Raw genomic sequence first — 19,872 nt, forward strand, 5'->3', positions numbered from 1 at the left:
CCTCAGGGTGTGGAAGGGGCGGCGGCGACCACCGGCCGGTCGCGGAACAGCAGCAGGAAGGCGACCAGCACGACCAGCGCCACGCCTGCGGGGAACAGCCAGATCTTCTGCCAGTCCGGGCCGGCCGCAGTGGTGTAGTGCTCCACCACCGCGCCGGACAGGAACGTGCCGATCAACATGCCCACGCCGTAGGTGGCCAGGGTGATGAAGCCCTGTGCGCTGCTGCGCGCGGCGGGGCCGGCATGCGCATCGGTGTAGATCTGGCCGGTGACGAAGAAGAAGTCGTAGCAGATGCCATGCAGCACGATGCCGATCACCAGCAGGGAGAAGCCGCCGCCTGCATCGCCGAAGGCGAACATGACGTAGCGCAGCACCCACGCGGCCATGCCCACGGCCAGCATCGCCTTGACGCCCAGCCGCACGAACAGGAACGGCATCGCCAGCATCAGCAACACTTCGGATACCTGGCCCAGCGATTGCAGGCCCGCCGCGCCGCGCACGCCCAGGTCGTTGAGGTAGGGGTTGGTGAAGTTGTAGTAGAACGCCAGCGGGATGCAGATGGCGATGGAAGCCAGGAAGAACACCAGGTAGGAGCGCGACTTCAGCAGCCGCAGCGAATCCAGCCCCAGGATCTGCCCCAGCCCGGCGTCGCGTTGCCGGGCCAGCGGTGGTGTGTGCGGCAGGGTGAAGGCATACAGGCCCAGTGCCACCGAGGCGATCGCCGCCATCTGGAAGGTCAGCTCGAGACGATGCGCCTGCTCCCAGCCCAGCCAGCCGATCAGCACGCCCGCCACGATCCAGCCGACGCTGCCGGCGACACGCACGAGCGGAAACTGCTTTTCAGGCGATTGCATGTGCCGCATCGCCACGCTGTTGGCCAGCGCCAGGGTCGGCATGAACAGCAGCATGTAGCCCATGACGCAGGCGGAGAACGTGCCGAAGTCGGTCGCCGTGGAGGCCATCCACATCAGCACCGCGCCGGCAAGGTGCAGCACCGCGAGGATGCGCTGCGCAGCGAAGTAGCGGTCGGCGACCAGGCCGACCAGGAAGGGCGCCACGATGGCGCCGATCGACTGGCTGAGGAAGGCCGTCGCCACCTGGCTGGCGCTGGCCTGCAGCGGGCCCTGCACCAGGTACGTGCCCAGGGTCACGAACCATGCGCCCCAGATGAAGAACTGCAGGAACATCATCGCGCCCAAGCGCGACATGGCGTACGTCATGGCTACCCCTCCCAGGGCGGTGATGGCTCAGATCCCCAGCATGCGATGCAGTGACTGCGTATCCACGCCGCTGTCGGCGAAGTCGTCGAAGGCACGCTCGGTCACGCGGATGATGTGGTCGCCGATGAAGGCAGCGCCCTCCCGTGCGCCGTCTTCCGGGTGCTTCAGGCAGCACTCCCACTCCAGCACCGCCCAGCCCGGGAAATCGTACTGGGCGAACTTCGAGAAAATCGCCTTGAAGTCGATCTGGCCGTCGCCGAGCGAGCGGAACCGCCCGGGACGATCGATCCAGTCCTGGTAGCCGCCATACACGCCACTGCGCGCGCTGGGGCGAAACTCCGCGTCCTTGACATGGAAGATGCCGATGCGCGCGTGATAGCGGTCGATGAACCCGAGGTAGTCGATCTGCTGCAGCAGCAGGTGACTGGGGTCGTACAGGATTTTCGCGCGCGGATGGTGGTCCACCACGTCGAGGAAGCGCTCGAAGGTCGCGCCGTCGTGCAGGTCCTCGCCCGGGTGGATTTCGAAGCACAGGTCCACCCCGCAGGCATCGAAGGCATCCAGGATGGGACGCCAGCGGCGGCCGAGTTCGGCGAAGGCTTCTTCCACCAGCCCGGGCGGGCGTTGCGGCCAGGGATAGAAGTAGGGCCAGGCCAGCGCGCCGGAGAACGTGGCATGCGCCGTCAGTCCCAGGCGCTGGCTGGCCTTGGCGGCCAGCATCAGCTGCTCCACCGCCCAGACCTGGCGGGCGGCCGGGTCACCGCGCTTTTCTGGCGGTGCGAAGCCGTCGAACAGGCTGTCGTAGGCGGGATGGACGGCGACCAGTTGCCCTTGCAGGTGGGTGGACAGCTCGGTGATCTCTACGCCCTGCGCGGCCAGTGTGCCGGCGATGTCATCGCAGTACGCCTGGCTGCGCGCAGCCTCGGCCAGATCGAACAGGCGGGGATCGCTGGTGGGTACCTGCAGGCCACGATAGCCCAGCCCTGCCGCCCATCCGGCCGTGGTGTCCAGCCGGTTGAAGGGCGGTGTGTCGCCGATGAACTGCGCCAGGAACAGCGCGGGACCTTTGACCGTCTTCAAGGTGATTCGCCCTCGATGCAATCGATTGCATTATCCTAGCAGGGCCTCCTGGAAGAGCTGTTGTGCAGTGCACAGCGCAACCGAAGACCAAAAACCATGGCCACTATCTACGACATCGCAAAACACGTCGGCGTCTCCGCTGGAACGGTTTCGCGCGCGCTGTCCCGTCCGGACAAGGTCCTGCCGACCACGCGCAGCCGCATCGAACAGGCGGCCGCCGCACTGGGCTACGTGCCCAACACGGTGGCCAGGACGTTGAAAACCCAGCGCAGCGGCAAGATCCTGGTCACTGTTCCGGACATCGCCAATCCGTTCTTCGCGCAGATCCTGCAGGGCGCGGAGGACGCCGCGCAGGCGGTCGGCTACGCCGTACTGCTGGGCGACACGCAGCATCAGCCCGATCGCGAGGAGCGCTATGCGCAGATGCTCCGCCGCAACGAGGCCGACGGCCTGATCGTGCTGGGCCATCGCCTGCCGCCGACGGCGCGCGCGATCGTGCAGCAGCGGGGCGCCGCCGCGCCGGTGGTGAATGGCTGCGAGTTCGATCCCGCGTTGGGCATCCCCAGCGTCCACATCGATAACGCGGCCGCTGCACGGGCGGTGATGGAACACCTGTATGCACTGGGCCACGAGCGGATCGCCGTCATCGGCGGGCCGCCCGATAATCCGCTGCACCAGCAACGGCTGGAAGGCGTGCGGGCGGCCGGCAAGGCGCGCGGCCGTCTGCGCCAACTTGTCGTCGAGTCTGGCGACTTTTCGGTGGAATCCGGCCATGCCGCGGCGCTGGCGCTGTTGGCCCGAACGCCCGCTCCCACGGCGATCTTCTGCGTCAGCGACCAGATGGCGCTGGGCGCGCTGGCGGCTTGCCGGGACCTGGGCGTCCGCGTGCCGGATGACCTGTCCATCGTGGGCTTCGACGACCTTGCCTCGTCCCGCTACCTGACGCCGGCGTTGACGACTGTCAGGCAACCGATGCGGGAAATCGGCGCCTGCGCGGTCAATCTGTTGCTGGCCATCATCGAAGGTCGGGATGTGTCGCTTCAGCAGACGCTGGGTTTCAGCCTGATGGTGCGCGGCTCGACGGGTGGGCCAAGGAAGTGATGACGGCGCGGCGATGGCCCGGCAGGCGCAATGCCTGCCGGATCCCGTTGTCGGCATCACGCCACGGCGCGCTCACGCATCGCAGCGCACGCCGACTTCATCGAATGCGATCACCACGTCTTCTACCGGGTAATCCAGGTCCCGTGCGGCGGCAATGACGCCACAGGCGCCGCTTTCGAACGTGCTGCTCGGTGTCCAGTAGTTCTGGTTGGCCGTCGCCATCGCAATGAACGCCTTTCGGGTATCCCAGCCCTCGCGGTGCGAAAGCAGGTAAAAGGCCCTGTTGTAGACGCCGGACGAGTAATGATTGTTCGTGCCCGGACGGAAATCGCGCGCATGCCTGATCGACCTGCCGTCACGCGTCGGGTCTTCGAAGTAGCGAAGCGCCGCGTCACGCTTGATGATCCCGGCACCCACCAGGAAGTCGTTGCTGCCTTTCAGGTAGTACTCGGCGGCTTCGCCTGCGATATCCGAGAACGCCTCGTTCATGCCGCCGGAGTGCAGTGCGTTGTAGATCAACCCGGAGTTCTGTTCGGTGAAACCATGGGAGACCTCATGGGCGACCACATCCAGAGAGACCAGTGGATAGAACATGCTCTGCCCATCGCCGAAGGACATGACGCGGCCGTTCCATGTCGCGTTCTCGTAATTGCGCGAGTAGTGGACCTGAAGCTTCAGCTGGAACCGCAGCGGTGCGGTGTCCAGCCAATCGCGGTACATGTCGAACACGGTGCCGCCGGCTGCGTGCGCGTCGTTCAATGGGGAGTAGGCGCCATTGATGGCTTTGACTGTGTTCTGCGGGCAGCTGAAGCTGTGTGCTGCCGTGACCGCGCCTGATCCGCCGTGGTTGAGGTTGATGGTCCTTACGTTTTCGTTCTCCAGCTTGCACGTCGTGCCGTCAGTGGTGACGTCAAGGTGGGGCGCATTCGCGCCATAGGCGATCTGTCCGGTCTTCTCGTTGCCACCCGGGCCGATACCGATCTTCGCCGTGGCCAGGCCCTCCCATTGCTCCAGCACGTTGCCGTCCATCGCATCGACGATGGTGAAAGGGCGGGTGGCTGGCTGGTCCTCGCCCTCGGCCAGGAAATCCACCACCCATGCCAGCCGTGCCACCGCGTGTGCATCGAGATGGATAATCAGTCGCTGGTTCTGGTTCTGTATCCGCGTGCCGCCGGCGCGCATCCCGGGGGCACTGGCTTTGGCGATGTCCGCAGCACGCGCGCCTTCGATGCGGGGTGCCACATCGGGAACCTCGGCCTGCAGCGAGGCGACCGCCATGCCGAACAGGCTCCGCACCTGGCCCGTGGCAGCGGTGGCGACCACCACATGTTCACCGAATACCGGTACGCCGTGATGCAACTGTTCGAAGCGCTGATGCTGCACGCCGTTGCGGTCGACGTGGCTGGACATCAGTCGCAGGCTGGAACCGGCATCGAGCCCGAGCACCGAAGGAAGTCCAGAGGTGCCGGGGTTGCCGCGGGCCAACGCCGGGGTCGCCGCGAGATCGAGCCGATGCAGGGCAATGCGCTCGGCGGCCGCCGCAGGCACGGCCAGCAAAGCGGCGGAACACAGGGTAAGGGACAGCAGGCTGCGGGATGGCAGGTGGATCATGGGTGGCACTCCTCGCTGGATGGATGCCGGAGCGGTAGCCCTGCAGGAAGATCGGGCTTTCACGGGAGTTACCGCCGACGAGGGCACCGTGGTGCGGGGCGAGCGCCGCAGCAACGGCGGCGGATGCGACGACGGGGCCTGCGCGGCCCCGTGCCAGGTGGGATCGGCCTCCACGCCTGGCGTGATTCTCGTTTCTCCTTACCCTCGTGTACTTGAGTGCCTGACCCTTGTGGCAATAAATCCGTAGGTGCTGCTGGGTATGGGGGAGGGCAGGAAAGGCAAGCACGCAGGACGCAGACCATGCTGCGGTGCAACTTTTCATTTGTAGTATTATTTGATTAATTGCAATCCAGGCCGTTGGCCGTGCCGCACCGCCTCCGAACTATGGAATCGTGGTGCCCTTGGAGTTCCTTGCCGTGGAGCGTGGATTGCATGGTGATGCTGGAAAACGCCCATGGGCTACGGGCAGAGATCGCACAGCGCGGCGCCGCCCTGGCGGCCATGTGGGTGCCGGACCGTGACGGGCAGTTCGCAGACGTGGTGCTGGGCCATGCCGAGCAGCGCCAGCGGACGTCGGATCGGTCCTTCTTTGGTGCCAGCATCGGCCGGGTGGCGGGACGCATCAGCACGGCCGGCTTCCTGCTCGAGGGCCAGCATCATCGGCTCGATTCAGTCGATGGCGTCACCACCCACCATGGCGGACCCGACGGATTCGATGCCCGTGACTGGCAATGGCTGGGCGTGCGCCGTGACCGGGCGCGGCTGCAACTGGTCAGCCCGCATGGCGACCAGGGCTTCCCGGGCGCGCTGACGGTCACCGTGGACTATCGGCTGGATGACACCGACACCCTGCACGTGGACTACGCCGCCACCTGCGACCGCCCCACGGTGGTCAACCTGACCCATCATCCGTTCTGGAACCTCGCCGGCGAAGGGGCGGGCGCGGTGGACGCACATCTTCTGACACTGCCTGCATCGCGCATGGTGGCGCTGAGCGCAGCGCTCACGCCCACCGGACAACGGCCAGAGGTGGCGGGCAGCGCGTTCGACTTCCGCCGCGCGCGGTTGATCGGCGAGGCGCTGTCCGTCACTGGCGATCCGCAGTTGCAGGTCGCCGAGGGCCTGGATCATTACTGGATTCTCGATGCCCCGGCAGACGCCGGCGTGCGCCCGGCAGACGCCGGCGTGCGCCCGGCAGACGCCGGCGTGCGCCCGGCGGCGCGCCTGCATGACCCGCATTCCGGCCGCGTGCTGGACGTGCTGAGCGACCAGGCAGGCGTGCAGGTGTATTCGGGAAACTTCCTGGATGGCAGCCTGCAGGGGGCATCGGGCAGGCCATATCACGCACACGCGGCCATCTGCATTGAACCGCAGGCCTATCCCGATGCGATGAACCAGCCCGCCTTGCCGGACATCACGTTGCAGCCCGGTGCGGTCTACCGCAACCGCATCCGTTATCGCTTCAGCAAGGACACCCCATGAATGCAGTGACTGACCCCGCACAGCGGCTGGCCGGCAAGGTGGCGATCGTCACCGGTGCCGCCAACGGCATCGGCCGTGCCATCGGCGGACTGTTCCAGGCGCACGGTGCCATCGTGGCCGGCTACGACCAGTCCGCGCCCTGCGCCGAGGACGCGGTGTGTGCGCTCTTCCAGCAGGGCGATGTCAGTGATGCCGATGCGGTGGCGGCCTTCGTGGAACGTGTGGTGTCCGCCCACGGCCGCGTGGATGTGCTGGTCAGCAATGCCGGCATGGATGTGTTTTCCGCGCCGCTGGAGCTGTCTTCGCAGACCTGGCAACGCAACCTGGACGTCAACCTCGGCGGCCACTGGAACTTCGCCCGCGCCGTGCTGCCCTGCATGCTGGCGCAGGGCCGCGGATCGGTGGTCAACATCGCCTCGGTGCACGGCCATCGCATCATCCAGGGCGCCTTCCCGTACAACGTGGCCAAGCACGCCTTGATCGGCCTGACCAAGGCGCTCGGGTTGGAGTACGCCGACAAGGGCATCCGGTTCAACTCCATATCGCCCGGGCTGATCCTGGTGGACCGCATCGAACGCTGGTTCGAATCACAGCCCGATCCTGCCCAGGCACGCCTGGAACAGGAAGCACTGCTGCCACCCAAACGTATCGGCGAAGCGTCGGAAGTCGCGCAGACCGCGTTGTTCCTGGCCAGTGACGAAGCCCGTTTCATCAATGCCGCCGACATCCTGATCGATGGCGGCCGCAGCCAACTCTATTACTGAGCCCGCCATGACCCATTCCCCGCTTCCGCTGATCGCCATCCTGCGCGGCATCACCCCGGCCGAGGTGCGCGCGCACGTGCGCGTGTTGATCGATGCCGGCATCACCCAGATCGAAATACCCACCAACTCGCCGGACTGGCTGGGCAGCGTGCAGCTGGCCCTGCAGGAAGCCGACGGCCACGCCGAGGTGGGCGCCGGCACGGTGCTGGACATCGCCGATGTGGACCGCCTGGCGGACAGCGGCGCGCGGCTGATGGTGACGCCGAACACCGACCCGGTGGTGATCGCGCATGCACGTTCGCGTGGACTGGATATCGCCGCCGGGTTTGCCACCGCCAGCGAGGCCTTCGCGGCCTTGGCCGCCGGTGCGCAGCGTTTGAAGCTTTTCCCCGCGGCACATTTTGGCCCTGCCTATGTGCGTGCGCTGAAGGCCGTACTGCCGGTAGACGTGCCACTGTATGCGGTAGGGGGCATCGGGACGGACAACCTGGCCGCGTTCCTGCAGGCCGGCTGCGCCGGCGCCGGGCTGGGCGGTGAGCTGTATCGCCCGGGCCAGGATGCAGCCACCACGGCGGGCCATGCGGACGCCTTCGTTGCTGCCCTGCGGAGTGCGAACGCATGAAGATCACCCGCCTGAGCACCTACCGCGTGGCGCCACGCTGGATGTTCCTGAAGATCGAGACCGATGAAGGCGTGATTGGATGGGGAGAGCCGGTCATCGAAGGCCGTGCGCGCACGGTCGAAGCCGCCGTGCACGAGTTGGGCGAGCAGTTGATCGGCAAGGATCCGGCGCGTATCAACGACCATTGGCAGGTGATGTATCGCGGCGGTTTCTACCGCGGCGGTGCGGTGTTCATGAGCGCGCTGGCCGGCATCGACCAGGCGCTGTGGGACATCAAGGGCAAGACGCTCGGCGTGCCGGTGTACCAGCTGCTGGGTGGGCTGGTGCGTGACCGCATGAAGACCTATTGCTGGGTGGGCGGTGACCGGCCGGCCGATATCATCGAACAGATCCGGGCACGCGTGGCGCTGGGCTATGACACCTTCAAGCTCAACGCCTGCGAAGAGATGCCCTTGCTGGCGCCCAGCCGCACCATCGATGCGGCGGTGGCCAAGGTGGCCGAGATACGCGAGGCGTTCGGGCAGAGCATCGAATTCGGGCTGGATTTCCACGGTCGCGTCGGCTGGCCGATGGCCAAGACGCTGATCCGCGAACTGGAGCCGTACCGCCCGTTGTTCATCGAAGAACCGGTGCTGGCCGAACAGGCCGAATACTACCCGCGGCTGGCCGAACACACCGCCATTCCGCTGGCAGCCGGCGAACGGATGTTCTCGCGTACCGAGTTCAAGAGCGTGTTCGCCGGCGGCGGCCTGTCGATCGTGCAGCCGGACCTGTCGCATGCCGGCGGCATCACCGAATGCATGAAGATCGGCGCGATGGCCGAAGCCCATGACGTGGCATTGGCGCCGCATTGCCCGCTCGGGCCGGTGGCACTCGCGGCCTGCCTGCACGTGGATTTCGCCAGCTGGAATGCAGTGCTGCAGGAACAGAGCATCGGCATCCATTACAACGCCGATGGCGAGCTGCTGGACTACGTCAGGAACAAGGACGCCTTCACCATGCACGGCGGTTCGATCCTGCCCTTTACCCTGCCGGGGCTGGGCGTGGAGATCGACGAAGCGGTGGTGATCGAACGCGCGCGCCGCGCCGGTGAGTGGCGCAATCCACTGTGGCGGCACGAAGACGGGAGCGTGGCCGAATGGTAAGCATGGGCGAGGGCCGGACCCTGCCGACCGCCGCGCTGGCGTTCGACAGCCATTGCACGCTGGGCGAAAGCATTGTCTGGTGCGCGCGCGAACGGGTGCTGTGGTGGACCGACATCAAGGGCCGGCGCATCTGGCGCGGCAGCCCGGACGCGGGCAGTACCCAGTGGTGGAGCACGCCGGGGCGGGTAGGTTCGCTGGCGCTGTGTGAGTCAGGCCGGTTGCTGCTGGGGATGGAAGACGCACTGTACCTCGGTGATCCCACCCGCCACGCTGCCGGTACCGGTCTGTCCTGTGACCACCTGGTCGACGTGCCGATGGAGGGGGCGGCCATGCGCATCAACGATGGCCGCCTGGACCGGAGCGGCAACTTTGTCTTCGGCTGCATCAACGAAGATCCCGCGCATGCGCGGACGGCGCGCTTCCACCAGTACTCGCTCAGGCAGGGCCTGCGTGCGCTGGCCCTGGAGCCGGTGGCCATCGCCAACGGGATCTGTTTCGATCCCGATGGGCGGGGCATGTATTACTGCGACTCGCTGCAGGGACGGATCATGCACGTCGGCTACGACGCAGCCACGGCCACGGTCAGCGAGCCACGCGTGTTCGCGGTCATCGAAGGCGGGGCCGAGCCGGACGGTGCCGTCGTGGATGCCGATGGACGGGTGTGGGGTGCGCAATGGGCCGCGGGGCAGGTGGTGCGTTACGCCGCCGCCGGTGAGGTCGAACTGCGCGTGCCGGTGCCTGCATCGCAACCGACCTGCGTGGCGTTTGCCGGCGAGGATCTGGGCACGTTGTATGTCACCTCCGCACGGGATGGGCTGGATGCTGCCGCACTGCACGCGCTGCCGACCAGCGGAGGTGTGTTCACGGCCGTGCTGGATGGCGTGCGTGGCCTGCCTGACGTCCGGTTCGCAGACGCATGATCGCCATCGACTGGGGTAGCTCCAGCCTGCGCGCGTTCCGCCTGGACCGCGACGGGCAGACGGTGGACAGCCGTCGCTCCGACCAGGGGCTGTTGAACGCCAATGGACGATTTGCCGAGGTGCTGGAGGCACTGATCCACGGCTGGGACGATGCGCTGGTGGTGATGGCGGGGATGGTGGGCAGCCGCCAGGGCTGGAGGGAGGTGCCTTATGTGCAGGCCCCGGCGGGGCTGCATGAGATCGCGGCGGGAATGCAGCGATTGAACGACGCTGCCATCGAGCGCGAACTGTGGCTGGTGCCGGGCCTCAGCTGCGTGGACGTGCACGGCGTACCGGACGTCATGCGCGGCGAAGAGACCCAGCTGTGCGCGTTGCTGCCGGTGCTGGGGCCGGGCACGCATCCTGTCGTGCTGCCGGGTACCCACAGCAAGCACGCGCAGGTGGTGGACGGGCGCATCCAACAGTTCAGCACCTACATGACCGGTGAGCTGTTCGCGGTACTGCGCCAGCACAGCCTGCTCGGCCGGATGATGGTGGACGCGCCGCATGATGCGGCCGCCTTTGCCGAGGGCGTGGCGATGGCCGCGCGCGATGGCAGCTTGTTGCACCAGCTGTTCAGCGTGCGCACCCGGGCGCTGTTCGACCAGTTGCAGCCTGCGCAGCTGGCCAGCTATCTGTCCGGCCTGTTGATCGGCAGTGAACTGCAGGCCATCGATGCCGAGGGTGGGCCGCTGCACGTGATGGCCTCCGATGGCCTGGCCGATGCCTATGTTTGCGCACTGGCGCTGCAGGGACGGGCGGCAACGCGGCATGCCGAAGACAGCGTGGCGCAGGGTCTGTACCTGCTTGCCCGTGCACGTGAGCTGCCGATGTAAGCGCAAGCCAGGCGCAACGGTTACTTCTTTCCACTCCGAACGCCGGTGACAGATCCCGGCACCCGCCTCAAGGAAGCAGGACATGCAACTTTCGGTGCTCGATACCTCCATCGTACTGGTCTACCTGGCTGCTGTATTCGTGCTGGCGCAGTGGGTTTCGCGGGAAAAGGCCGGCCACACCAAGAATGCCAAGGACTATTTCCTGGCCAGCAAGTCGCTGCCGTGGTGGGCGGTGGGCGCTTCGCTGATCGCTGCCAACATCTCCGCCGAGCAGATCATCGGCATGTCCGGTTCCGGCTATGCCATCGGCCTGGCCATTGCCTCCTACGAGTGGATGGCCGCCTTGACCCTGCTGATCGTCGGCAAGTGGTTCCTGCCGATCTTCCTGCGCAATGGCATCTACACCATGCCGCAGTTCCTGGAGCAACGTTACGGCACCCGCATCCGCACGCTGATGGCGGTGTTCTGGCTGGGGCTGTATGTGTTCGTCAACGTCACCTCCATCCTGTGGCTGGGGGCGATCGCGGTCAGCCAGGTCACTGGCATGGACCAGATGCTGGCGGTGGTGTTGATCGGCGTGTTCGCGCTGCTGTACCAGCTCTACGGCGGCCTGAAGGCGGTGGCGCTGACCGACATCGTGCAGGTGTCGCTGCTGGTGCTGGGCGGGCTGCTGGTGACCGGGCTGACCTTGAGCCAGCTGGGCGAGGGCGCCGGCATCGTGGCCGGCTTCCAGCGCCTGTGGGATGCCCATCCGGGCCACTTCGAGATGATCCTCAGCAAGGACAACCCGTTCTACAAGGACCTGCCAGGCATCAGCGTGCTGGTGGGTGGGCTGTGGATCATGAACATCAGCTACTGGGGCTTCAACCAGTACATCATCCAGCGCGCATTGGCCGCCAAGGACATCGGCGAGGCGCAGAAGGGCGTACTGTTCGCTGCTTTCCTGAAGCTGCTGATGCCGGTCATCGTGGTGGTGCCGGGCATCGCCGCGGTGATGCTGGCGCCGGGCCTGGACGCGCCGGACCAGGCCTATCCGACCATGATGCGGTTGCTGCCTACCGGCATCCTCGGGCTGGTGTTCGCTGCACTGGTGGCGGCGATCGTGGCCTCGCTCGCGTCCAAGATCAATTCGGTGGCGACCATCTTCACCCTGGATTTCTACGCCCAGCGCAAGGGCCCGCATGAGCAGGCCACGCTGGTACGCGTGGGCCGCCTCGCCGCCGTGGTCACGGTGGTGCTGGGCATCCTGGCAGCCAAGCCGTTGCTGGGCAGCTTCGACCAGGCCTTCCAGTACATCCAGGAATACACCGGCTTCTTCACCCCGGGCATCGTGGTGATCTTCCTGCTGGGCCTGTTCTGGAAGCGGGCCAACGAAGCCGGTGCGCTGGCGGCGGCGGTGGGCTCGTTCGTGCTGTCGATCGTACTGAAGCTGGCGTGGCCTTCCTTGCCGTTCATTGATCGTGTCGGCCTGGTGTTCCTGCTGGCACTGCTGCTGGCGGTAGGCGTATCGCTGGCCACGCCTGCCGCGCCGGCCAAGGACGTGGTGCGCACCGACGACGTGGTGTACGCAACACGCACGTCCTTCAACGTGGGGGCCATGGCGGTCGTCGCGATCCTGGTTGCCCTGTACACCCTGTTCTGGTGAGGAGAGAGAGCATGACCTGCAAGACCCTGCTTGCCGTCGCCCTGGCGTTGGCTCCGTTGTCCGGCATCGCCGGCGAGCCCCGCGAAGACCTGCAACCCAGCGGACGCTTCAGCGTGTATGGACATGGCGCCGCTGCGACGCCGCCGATGGGCTGGAACCCGTGGAATGCATTCCGTACCGAAGTCACCCAGGACAAGATCCTGTCGGTGGCAGAGACCATCAAGCGCAATGGCATGCAGCAGGCCGGCTACCGCTACATCAACATCGACGACGGCTGGTGGCTGCAGCGCCGCGCCGACGGCGGCATCCAGATCCGCACCAGCATGTTCCCGATGGCGGCCAGCCGCAGCGGCGTGCCCAGCCTGCGGCCGTGGACCGACCACCTGCATGCGATGGGCTTCAAGGCCGGCCTGTATACCGATGTGGGGCGCAATGCATGCTCGCAGGCACATGATGCGCACAGCCCGAATCTTCCGGTCGGCACGACAGCGCAGCGCGAGATCGGCCTGGAGGGCTTCGAGGCCAGCGACCTGGCCACGATGTTCGGGGAATGGGGGTTCGACTACATCAAGGTCGACGCTTGTGGATTGGCTGATTTCGGCCAGGGCAGCAAGGCGTTGGCGAGCGCGACCTACCGCGAAGGGCGTCCGTTGATCGTGCGTGCCGATGCCCAGGCCACCGATGCGGACAAGGTCGAAGGCGCGTATGCGCGGGTCGGCAGGCTGCTGGCACAGGTCAACCCGGACAACGATTTCGTGCTGTCGATCTGCCCATGGGGAGAAGCCGGCGTGGGCAACTGGGGCGGCCGCCACGGCAACCTGTGGCGCACCAGCCCGGACATCGAAATGACCTGGGAAAGCATGCTGCACAACTTCGATACTGCATCGCGCCGGGAACTGTATGCCGGTCCGGGGCGCTGGAATGATCCGGACATGCTGGCGGTGGGACTGGGCGAATTCGGTGCCGACCACATGACCGAAGCGCGCACGCATTTTTCGATATGGGCCATCCTGGCGGCGCCGCTGCTGGTGGGCTTCGACCTGAACCATGCCACCCCGGCGCAGGTGGCGTTGCTGTCCAATCCGGAGGTGATCGCACTGAACCAGGATCCGGCCGGCAACCAGGGCCGGATCGTCGCCAGCGAGGGACCGCTGCAGGTGCTGGTCAAGCCGTTGTCCGCCCGCGGCGAACGCGGCGTGCTGTTGTTCAACCGGGGCGGAGCAACGGTGGAGGCACGGGTCACCGCCGCGCAGATGCTGCTCAGCGACGCCGCCCCGATCCGGGCGCGTGATCTGTGGGAACAACGCGACGTCACAGCCACCGACGGCGGGATGGCATTCACCCTGCCAGCCCACGGCGCGGTGCTGTTGAAGGTCAGCGGCACGCCCGATACGAGCGAGGGCACATCATTGGGGGAGATCACCGGCCGCATCCATGTGGCGGTGGACGGCCTGCCCGGTTACAGCGCCCGGCCGGCCGAGGTATCGGGTACCCCGCGGGTGGACCGCACACCGCAGGGCGGGCCGCTGCGCATCGCCGGCACGTCCTACGCGCGGGGTATCGGCATCCACGCCAATTCGCGCTTGGAGGTGCTTGCGTCAAGCCATTACAAGCGCTTCACCGCGCTGGCGGGCGTGGATGACAGTGCGGCGGCTGCGTCCGGCACCGTGGTGTTCAAGGTCTACGGGGACGGCAAGCCGTTGTTCACCAGCGCGCCGGTGCGACGCGGGCAGGCGCCGGCTCGGATCGAGGTAGCCGTGCAGGGCGTGCAGGTGCTGGAGCTGGTGGCCGAAGCGGCGACCGTGGGAGAAGGCGCCCGCACGCCGGTGGTGGCCTGGGCCGGCGCGACGCTGCAGTGATGGCAGGCCTGCAGGGGGCGCGTAGGGGGCCGGTCTATACTTGCCCCATGCAACCCCCACGCGCCCCCGACCAGGTCTGGCCATGATGGCGACATCCAGTCGTAGCCTGCATGGGCAGATCGTGCACGAGCTCGGCAAGCTGATCGTGGCCGGCCAGTACAAGCCCGGGGAAATACTGCCGCGCGAAGAACTGCTGTCCGCGCAACTGCAGGTCAGCCGCACCGCGCTGCGCGAATCGCTGCGTGTACTGGGTTCCAAGGGGCTGATCGAAACCCGCCAGAAGATCGGCACGCGGGTACGCGAGGCCGAACACTGGAACCTGCTGGATCCGGACGTGCTGTCCTGGCACGGTGCGGCGTTGCCCACGCTGGAGTTCGTCGAACAACTGGCCGAGATGCGTGAACTGATCGAGCCGCCAGCGGCCGCCTTGGCCGCGCAGCGGCGTACCGATGCGCAGTTGGCGCGTATCGGCCAAGCGTATGAGGCGATGGCGGCGGCAGAGGACATGGAGGCCTGGGCAGCGGCAGATCTGCGCTTCCACCACGCCGTGCTGGACGCGACCGGCAATGCGCTGCTGCGACCGTTGTTCAGCGTGATCGAAACCGCACTGGGCAGTTACCTGTTGCTGTCCGCGCGCAAGGCCGATGCAGACTTCAAGTATTCGCTGCCGCGACATGCGCGCGTGCATGAGGCCATCGCGGCGCAGCAGCCCGAGCAGGCCCGGCAGGCGATGCTGGAAATGATTGCCGATTCCCGCAGCAACCTGCGCAGGCAGGCGCCGTCTCCATGAACTGCACGATTCCGCCCGCGGTGGCACTGGATGCGATCCATACCGGACGCGCGGTCCCCTATACGCGTCCGGGAAGCTGCAGCGCGATCGCCAAAGTACCGGTCAGCGGGCCGGTGCGCATCCATGCCGAAGGCATCGAAGGTGATGAACAGGGCGATCGCCGGGTGCATGGCGGTCCGGAAAAAGCGATCCATCATTATCCGTTCGATCACTACGCGTTCTGGCGCGGGGCGCACCGGCATCCATTGCTGGACGGGAGCGGCGCCTTCGGCGAGAACTTCTCCAGCACGGGCTGGACCGAAGACACGATCCACCTGGCCGATGTGATCCGGGTCGGCACGGCCACGCTGCAGGTGTCGCAGGGGAGGCAGCCGTGCTGGAAGCTCAACGACCGCTTCGGCCTGCCGGACGTGGCGCGCAGCATGCAGTCCAGCGGCCGCACCGGGTGGTATTACCGGGTGCTGGAGGGTGGCCAGGTGGCACCGGGTGATGCGATGACCGTGGTGGAGCGGCTGTGCCCGGACTGGTCGTTGCGCCGGCTCGGCCATGTGCTGTTCGACCGTACCCTGGAGCGCAGCGTGCTGGAGGAAGCCAGCCAACTGCCGCTGACGGCATCATGGAAGAAGCTGCTGTCCAACCGGCTGCAGCGCAACGAAGTGGAATCCTGGCAATCACGGTTGCAGGGACCGGAAACCCGGTAGCGCCAAGCCGTGCTCGGCGGCCTGCATCAGGCATCGCGGTGCAGAGGTCGCTCGAACAATGCATTCAACGTAGCCCCCGACGCCGCACTTTCCAGTCCGGCGAAGCTCCCCTGTTCCTGCAGCAACTGCGCGGCCTGCATGAAACCGCCCCAGGCCGCCCGTGCCAGCGCGCCGCCCAGGCTGACCCGCCGCACGCCCATCGCGGCGATGTCCTGCAGGGTGAACGCACTGGGGCCGCCGACCAGCAGATTCACTGGTTTCGGTGCCACCGCGGCCACCACCGCCTCGATGTGCGCGCGCTGCACGATGCCCGGCGCATACAGGCAGTCCGCGCCCGCATCAGCGTAGGCGCGCAGGCGCAGCAGGGTGTCGTCGATGTCGGGTTGGCCGACGAAGAAATTCTCGGCACGGCCGATCAACATCACGTCCGCACCCGAACGGTCGATCGCCGCGCGCGCGGCACGCAACCGGGCCAGTGCTTCATCCAGAGGCCGCAGCGGCTGGAAGGCATCCGGGCTGGCATCTTCGATGGACAGGCCTGCCACGCCGGTGTCGATCGCGCGCAGGACGGCGCGTTCGACATCGGCCGGCGTCGCGCCGAAGCCATCGCCGAAGTCCGCGTTCAACGGCAGCGACGTGGCAGCGGCCATGTCGCGCAGATGCGCCAGCACCTGCTCCAGGTCCTCAGCCCCATCGGCCTTGCCCTGGCTCCAGGCATGGCCGGAACTGGTCGAGGCCAGTGCCTTGAAGCCGGCGCTCTGCAGGTAGCGCGCGCTGCCGGCATCCCATGGATTGGGAAGTACGAAGCAACCGTGCTGGTGCAGCGCGCGGAACTGTCGTCGGCGTTCGCTGGTATCGGGTGTGGTCATCGATGGAGGCCTGGTGGGCGGTGGAGGGCGGTGTCAGGACTGCGCAGCAAGATAGTGCAGCGCATCGCCTACCGGCGTGGTGCCCGCGGTCAGCTCGATGATCGCCCGCGTGATGCCGGGGCGCTCGACCAATGCCACCAGGGTAGCGGCCACGTCGGCACGCGGCACCTCGCCGTAGGCGATGGCCGGGCCGGCCGTTACCAGCCCGCTGCCTTCGGCATCGGACAAGGTGCCCGGCCGCAGGATCACCCACTCCAGCCCGGAGGCGGCCAGGTACACGTCGGCCTGCTTCTTGACCTGCATGTAGACCTCGAAGGTGTCCGACATCGGTTCGCCCCGGCCGGCCTCGGGAAACGCAGAGACCAGCAGGAAGCGCTGCACGCCGGCACGCCGCGCTGCATCCACCGTGACCTGCAGCGCGTGGCCATCGATGGCACGCGTGGCCTCCGCGCCGCCCTTGCCGCCGGCGCCGGCAGAGAACACCACCACGTCACTACCGGCCAGCATTTCCGCCAACCCCACCGCATCCAACTGCTGCAGGTCCCCGCACACCGGCACCGCGCCATCGGCCCGCAGCGCATCGGCCTGTTCGGCCCTGCGATGCAGCGCCCGCACCCGATGCCCCCGCTCCGCCAACTGCCGCACCAGGTGCCGCCCGACCTTGCCAGCCGCACCCACAACAAAGACCTGGCTCATACCGGCCACTCCACGGAGGAAAGGAACCCCTACCATGCCCCACCCAACGTTGCCTCCCTGTAGCGGCCGGCATGGTGCTCTCTTCTTTTTTCCTCCCATACGCGGCCTGCGCAGTGAACCTGTCATGGGCCGGGCGGGTGGGGTTGGCAGGACGCTGAGCCGCATGGATGCGGCGACGCAGCCTACAAGGATGTACTTGCGGCGTGTCCTGCCAACCCCACCCGCCCGGCCCACCCCAGACCCAGCGTCAAACGCCGCCCGCGAGAGGCCCAGCCGTTCGCCACAGAAAACTGCTTTCCGCACTGGAACCCCGGAGACGAAATCAGTCACGATGCACGGCTATCGTCCCCACTGCTCCCCCTGGAACCCCCACCGTGCTGAGTGTCATCGCTTCCGTTCTCGCGCTGTACATCGTGCTGCGCCTGGTCTGGCCCCTGCGCCTGCCACTGGCCGCGCGCCTTCTCCTTGCCGTGCTGGTGTTCGGCATGGCCCTGCACCATCGCATCGTCGCCCAGTTCGCCGGCACGATGGCTTCGCCGGAAATTCCGAAGATGGTCATCGCCGTGCTCGCCACCGGCTTCACCGCCCTGCTGCTGGGGGCGCTGTTCCTGCTGCTGCTGGATGCCGCGCTGCTGCTTGCGCGCTTGCTGCGCTCGGCCAGGGCCACCGCTGCATTGCGCGCGCGCTGGCTGCGGCCGGTTGCCGGCCTCACCGCGCTGGCGCTGGGCATTTTCGGTGTCAGCCAGGGCATGGCGGTGCCCAAGCCGCGCAGCATCGAGGTGGAGATCGCCGGACTGCCAGCCGCCTTCGATGGCTATCGCGTGCTGCAGCTGACCGACATCCATGCCAGCCGCCTGCTGACCGGCGACTGGGTGCGCAGGGTCGTGGCTGAAAGCAACGCGCTGAAGCCGGACCTGGTGGTCATCACCGGTGACCTGATCGATGGCACGGTCACCGCCCGTGCAGGTGATTTCCAGCCGCTGGGTGGCCTGCAGGCGCCGGACGGCGTCATCGCCATCACCGGCAACCATGAGTATTACGCGCAGTACACCGAATGGATGCAGGCCTTCCGCGGACTGGGCATGCAGGTGCTGGAAAACACCCATACCGAAGTGCGTCGTGGCGATGCGGGGCTGACCATCGCCGGTGTCACCGATCCGGTGGCAGAGCGCTACGACCTGCCGCAGCCGGACCTGGCAGCCGCGCTGCACGGCGCTGATCCGCAGGCGCCGGTGATCCTGCTCGACCATCGCCCGCGCGAGGCGCAGGCCAACGCGGCGCGCGGAGTGAAGCTGCAGTTGTCCGGCCACACCCACGGCGGCCACATCATCGGCATGGACCAGCTGGTGAAGCGGGCCAACGGCGGCTATGTATCCGGCCGCTACCAGGTGGGCGACATGACCCTGTACGTGAGCAACGGCGCGGGTCTGTGGCCGGGCTTTGCCGCGCGCATCGGCGTGCCTTCGGAGATCACCCTGATCACCCTGAAGGCTGCGCCGAAAGCGCGGGAATGATCTCCGCGCCGATCTGTTCGATGACCTCGGCGGCGGGTCGCCCGCCACTGAGGTTGAACATCACGTGGTCCACGCCGAGTGCGTGCATGCGCTGCAGGTAGTCCCGGACGGCAGCGCTGCCACCACGCAGGCCCAGCTCCAGCGGCGTAGCCGGCGCTGCAGGATCTTCCAGCAGCTGCAGCTGGGCGGACTGCACGAAGGGCTTGCGTGCACTGCCGAGCTTCTGCCGCAGGGCGTGCTGCCACAGTCCGATCCGGCCTTCCTGCGTGCTTTCTTCCCGATGGTAGGTGGCCCAGCCGTCGGCATGTTCGGCAATCCACTGCAGGGACTGCCGCGCCGATCCCACCACCAGCATGGGAATGCGTGCGGCAGGCGCGGGCAGTACCGGATAGCCCACCTGCTGCAGCATCAGCGCACGCTCCTGCACGTCCGGCGACAGTGCCGCGCGCAGCAGCGGCCAGCGTTCGCGGAACACCTGCGCGCGCTGCTCCAGAACGGCGCCGAAGGCGGCGAACTCTTCGGGCCGGTCGCCCGAGCCCAGGCCCAGCACGAAGCGCCCGTTCGACACACGCTCCAGGCTCAGGGCGGCCTTGGCGATGTGCAGCGGATGGCGCAGCGGCAGCACCGCCGCGGCCAGTCCGATGGCGATGCGCGAGGTGGCGGCGGCGAGCAGGGTGAGCCAGACGAAGGGGTCATCGACGGCACTGGCCTGTGGCGCAGCGGTGTCCCCAGGCGACCGCTGCGGCACCATCAACGGGACATCGCGCGCCCACAGCGCAGCGAAGCCCTGTGCTTCGGCCAGGCGCGCCAGCGCCTGTGCCTGGACAGGATCCGGCTGCGCACCGGCATCGCTGCCCAAGGGCGTCATCAATCCCAGTGTGAGATGGCCCGGAGCGAAGAGTGTGTCGTAAACGGCATTATGTCCCGGCACGGGCGGTGTCCCTTTCTTCGAGGACTGCAGCCTACCTGCAACGCCGT

At 67.1% G+C, this 19,872-nt stretch carries 18 protein-coding genes; 12 read left to right on the forward strand and 6 right to left on the reverse strand.

The genetic code is table 11. The features are described from left to right. Nucleotides 1-2 precede the first annotated feature (2 nt). On the reverse strand, nt 3-1,220 hold the full coding sequence (locus IFT63_RS02050; protein ID WP_042612416.1) for a nucleoside permease: 1,218 nt from the start codon (nt 1,218-1,220) through the stop codon (nt 3-5). 27 nt (nt 1,221-1,247) lie between these two features. After that, nucleotides 1,248-2,300, reverse strand: coding sequence for a sugar phosphate isomerase/epimerase family protein (locus IFT63_RS02055; protein WP_192083108.1), 1,053 nt, complete (start codon nt 2,298-2,300; stop codon nt 1,248-1,250). A 96-nt stretch (nt 2,301-2,396) separates the two neighbouring features. On the opposite strand from IFT63_RS02055, the gene IFT63_RS02060 reads away from it, so the two are divergent. Then, nucleotides 2,397-3,401, forward strand: a complete 1,005-nt coding sequence (locus IFT63_RS02060) for a LacI family DNA-binding transcriptional regulator (protein WP_192083109.1) — start codon at nt 2,397-2,399, stop codon at nt 3,399-3,401. A 72-nt stretch (nt 3,402-3,473) separates the two neighbouring features. Here IFT63_RS02060 and IFT63_RS02065 read toward each other — a convergent pair whose 3' ends face one another. Continuing rightward, complete coding sequence (locus IFT63_RS02065) at nt 3,474-5,012, reverse strand: M4 family metallopeptidase (RefSeq protein WP_192083110.1); 1,539 nt, start codon at nt 5,010-5,012, stop codon at nt 3,474-3,476. A gap of 432 nt (nt 5,013-5,444) precedes the next feature. Here IFT63_RS02065 and IFT63_RS02070 point away from each other — a divergent pair, with 432 nt between their 5' ends. From IFT63_RS02070 to IFT63_RS02115, 10 genes are all read left to right on the forward strand, one after another. Next, nucleotides 5,445-6,494: an aldose epimerase family protein gene (locus IFT63_RS02070; RefSeq protein WP_192083111.1), complete on the forward strand. Its 1,050-nt coding sequence runs from the start codon at nt 5,445-5,447 to the stop codon at nt 6,492-6,494. Continuing rightward, entirely contained in the window at nt 6,491-7,258 is a 768-nt protein-coding gene (locus IFT63_RS02075) for an SDR family oxidoreductase (protein ID WP_192083112.1), read from the forward strand. Before IFT63_RS02070 ends, IFT63_RS02075 begins: the two co-directional genes overlap by 4 nt. A 7-nt stretch (nt 7,259-7,265) precedes the next feature. Continuing rightward, a complete protein-coding gene (locus IFT63_RS02080; protein WP_042612422.1) occupies nt 7,266-7,880 on the forward strand; it encodes a 2-dehydro-3-deoxy-6-phosphogalactonate aldolase in 615 nt (204 codons plus the stop codon). Beyond that, nucleotides 7,877-9,025: a galactonate dehydratase gene (gene dgoD / locus IFT63_RS02085; RefSeq protein WP_042612423.1), complete on the forward strand. Its 1,149-nt coding sequence runs from the start codon at nt 7,877-7,879 to the stop codon at nt 9,023-9,025. Before IFT63_RS02080 ends, dgoD begins: the two co-directional genes overlap by 4 nt. A 2-nt stretch (nt 9,026-9,027) precedes the next feature. Further along, nucleotides 9,028-9,945, forward strand: a complete 918-nt coding sequence (locus tag IFT63_RS02090; RefSeq protein ID WP_052811783.1) for an SMP-30/gluconolactonase/LRE family protein — start codon at nt 9,028-9,030, stop codon at nt 9,943-9,945. After that, the gene (locus IFT63_RS02095; protein WP_042612425.1) at nt 9,942-10,820 is read left to right on the forward strand and encodes a 2-dehydro-3-deoxygalactonokinase; all 879 of its coding nucleotides are present in this window, start codon (nt 9,942-9,944) and stop codon (nt 10,818-10,820) included. The genes IFT63_RS02090 and IFT63_RS02095 overlap by 4 nt, the downstream gene beginning before the upstream one ends. Nucleotides 10,821-10,902: 82 nt before the next feature. After that, a complete protein-coding gene (locus IFT63_RS02100; protein ID WP_042612426.1) occupies nt 10,903-12,465 on the forward strand; it encodes a sodium/sugar symporter in 1,563 nt (520 codons plus the stop codon). A gap of 11 nt (nt 12,466-12,476) precedes the next feature. Then, on the forward strand, nt 12,477-14,324 hold the full coding sequence (locus IFT63_RS02105) for an NPCBM/NEW2 domain-containing protein (protein ID WP_042612427.1): 1,848 nt from the start codon (nt 12,477-12,479) through the stop codon (nt 14,322-14,324). An 82-nt stretch (nt 14,325-14,406) separates the two neighbouring features. Continuing rightward, nucleotides 14,407-15,114: a FadR/GntR family transcriptional regulator gene (locus tag IFT63_RS02110; protein WP_042612428.1), complete on the forward strand. Its 708-nt coding sequence runs from the start codon at nt 14,407-14,409 to the stop codon at nt 15,112-15,114. After that, nucleotides 15,111-15,815 carry an MOSC domain-containing protein gene (locus IFT63_RS02115; RefSeq protein ID WP_192083113.1) on the forward strand — a complete coding sequence of 235 codons (705 nt, stop codon included), beginning with the start codon at nt 15,111-15,113 and terminating at the stop codon, nt 15,813-15,815. Before IFT63_RS02110 ends, IFT63_RS02115 begins: the two co-directional genes overlap by 4 nt. A gap of 26 nt (nt 15,816-15,841) precedes the next feature. Here IFT63_RS02115 and IFT63_RS02120 read toward each other — a convergent pair whose 3' ends face one another. Together IFT63_RS02120 and IFT63_RS02125 are read right to left on the reverse strand one after the other, a co-directional pair. Continuing rightward, nucleotides 15,842-16,684: an isocitrate lyase/phosphoenolpyruvate mutase family protein gene (locus tag IFT63_RS02120; RefSeq protein ID WP_042612430.1), complete on the reverse strand. Its 843-nt coding sequence runs from the start codon at nt 16,682-16,684 to the stop codon at nt 15,842-15,844. Nucleotides 16,685-16,717: 33 nt separating this feature from the next. Next, nucleotides 16,718-17,380, reverse strand: coding sequence for an SDR family oxidoreductase (locus IFT63_RS02125; RefSeq protein ID WP_192083114.1), 663 nt, complete (start codon nt 17,378-17,380; stop codon nt 16,718-16,720). A gap of 374 nt (nt 17,381-17,754) precedes the next feature. Here IFT63_RS02125 and IFT63_RS02130 point away from each other — a divergent pair, with 374 nt between their 5' ends. Beyond that, nucleotides 17,755-18,894, forward strand: a complete 1,140-nt coding sequence (locus IFT63_RS02130) for a metallophosphoesterase (RefSeq protein ID WP_042614674.1) — start codon at nt 17,755-17,757, stop codon at nt 18,892-18,894. Here the strand turns inward: IFT63_RS02130 and IFT63_RS02135 are convergent. Further along, nucleotides 18,860-19,762, reverse strand: coding sequence for a TIGR03571 family LLM class oxidoreductase (locus IFT63_RS02135; protein ID WP_080335221.1), 903 nt, complete (start codon nt 19,760-19,762; stop codon nt 18,860-18,862). The two genes, IFT63_RS02130 and IFT63_RS02135, sit on opposite strands and share 35 nt — an antisense overlap. Between the last annotated feature and the right edge of the window lie 110 nt (nt 19,763-19,872).

This window comes from Stenotrophomonas sp. CFBP 13724 (genome assembly GCF_014841975.1).
GTDB lineage: Bacteria > Pseudomonadota > Gammaproteobacteria > Xanthomonadales > Xanthomonadaceae > Stenotrophomonas > Stenotrophomonas lacuserhaii.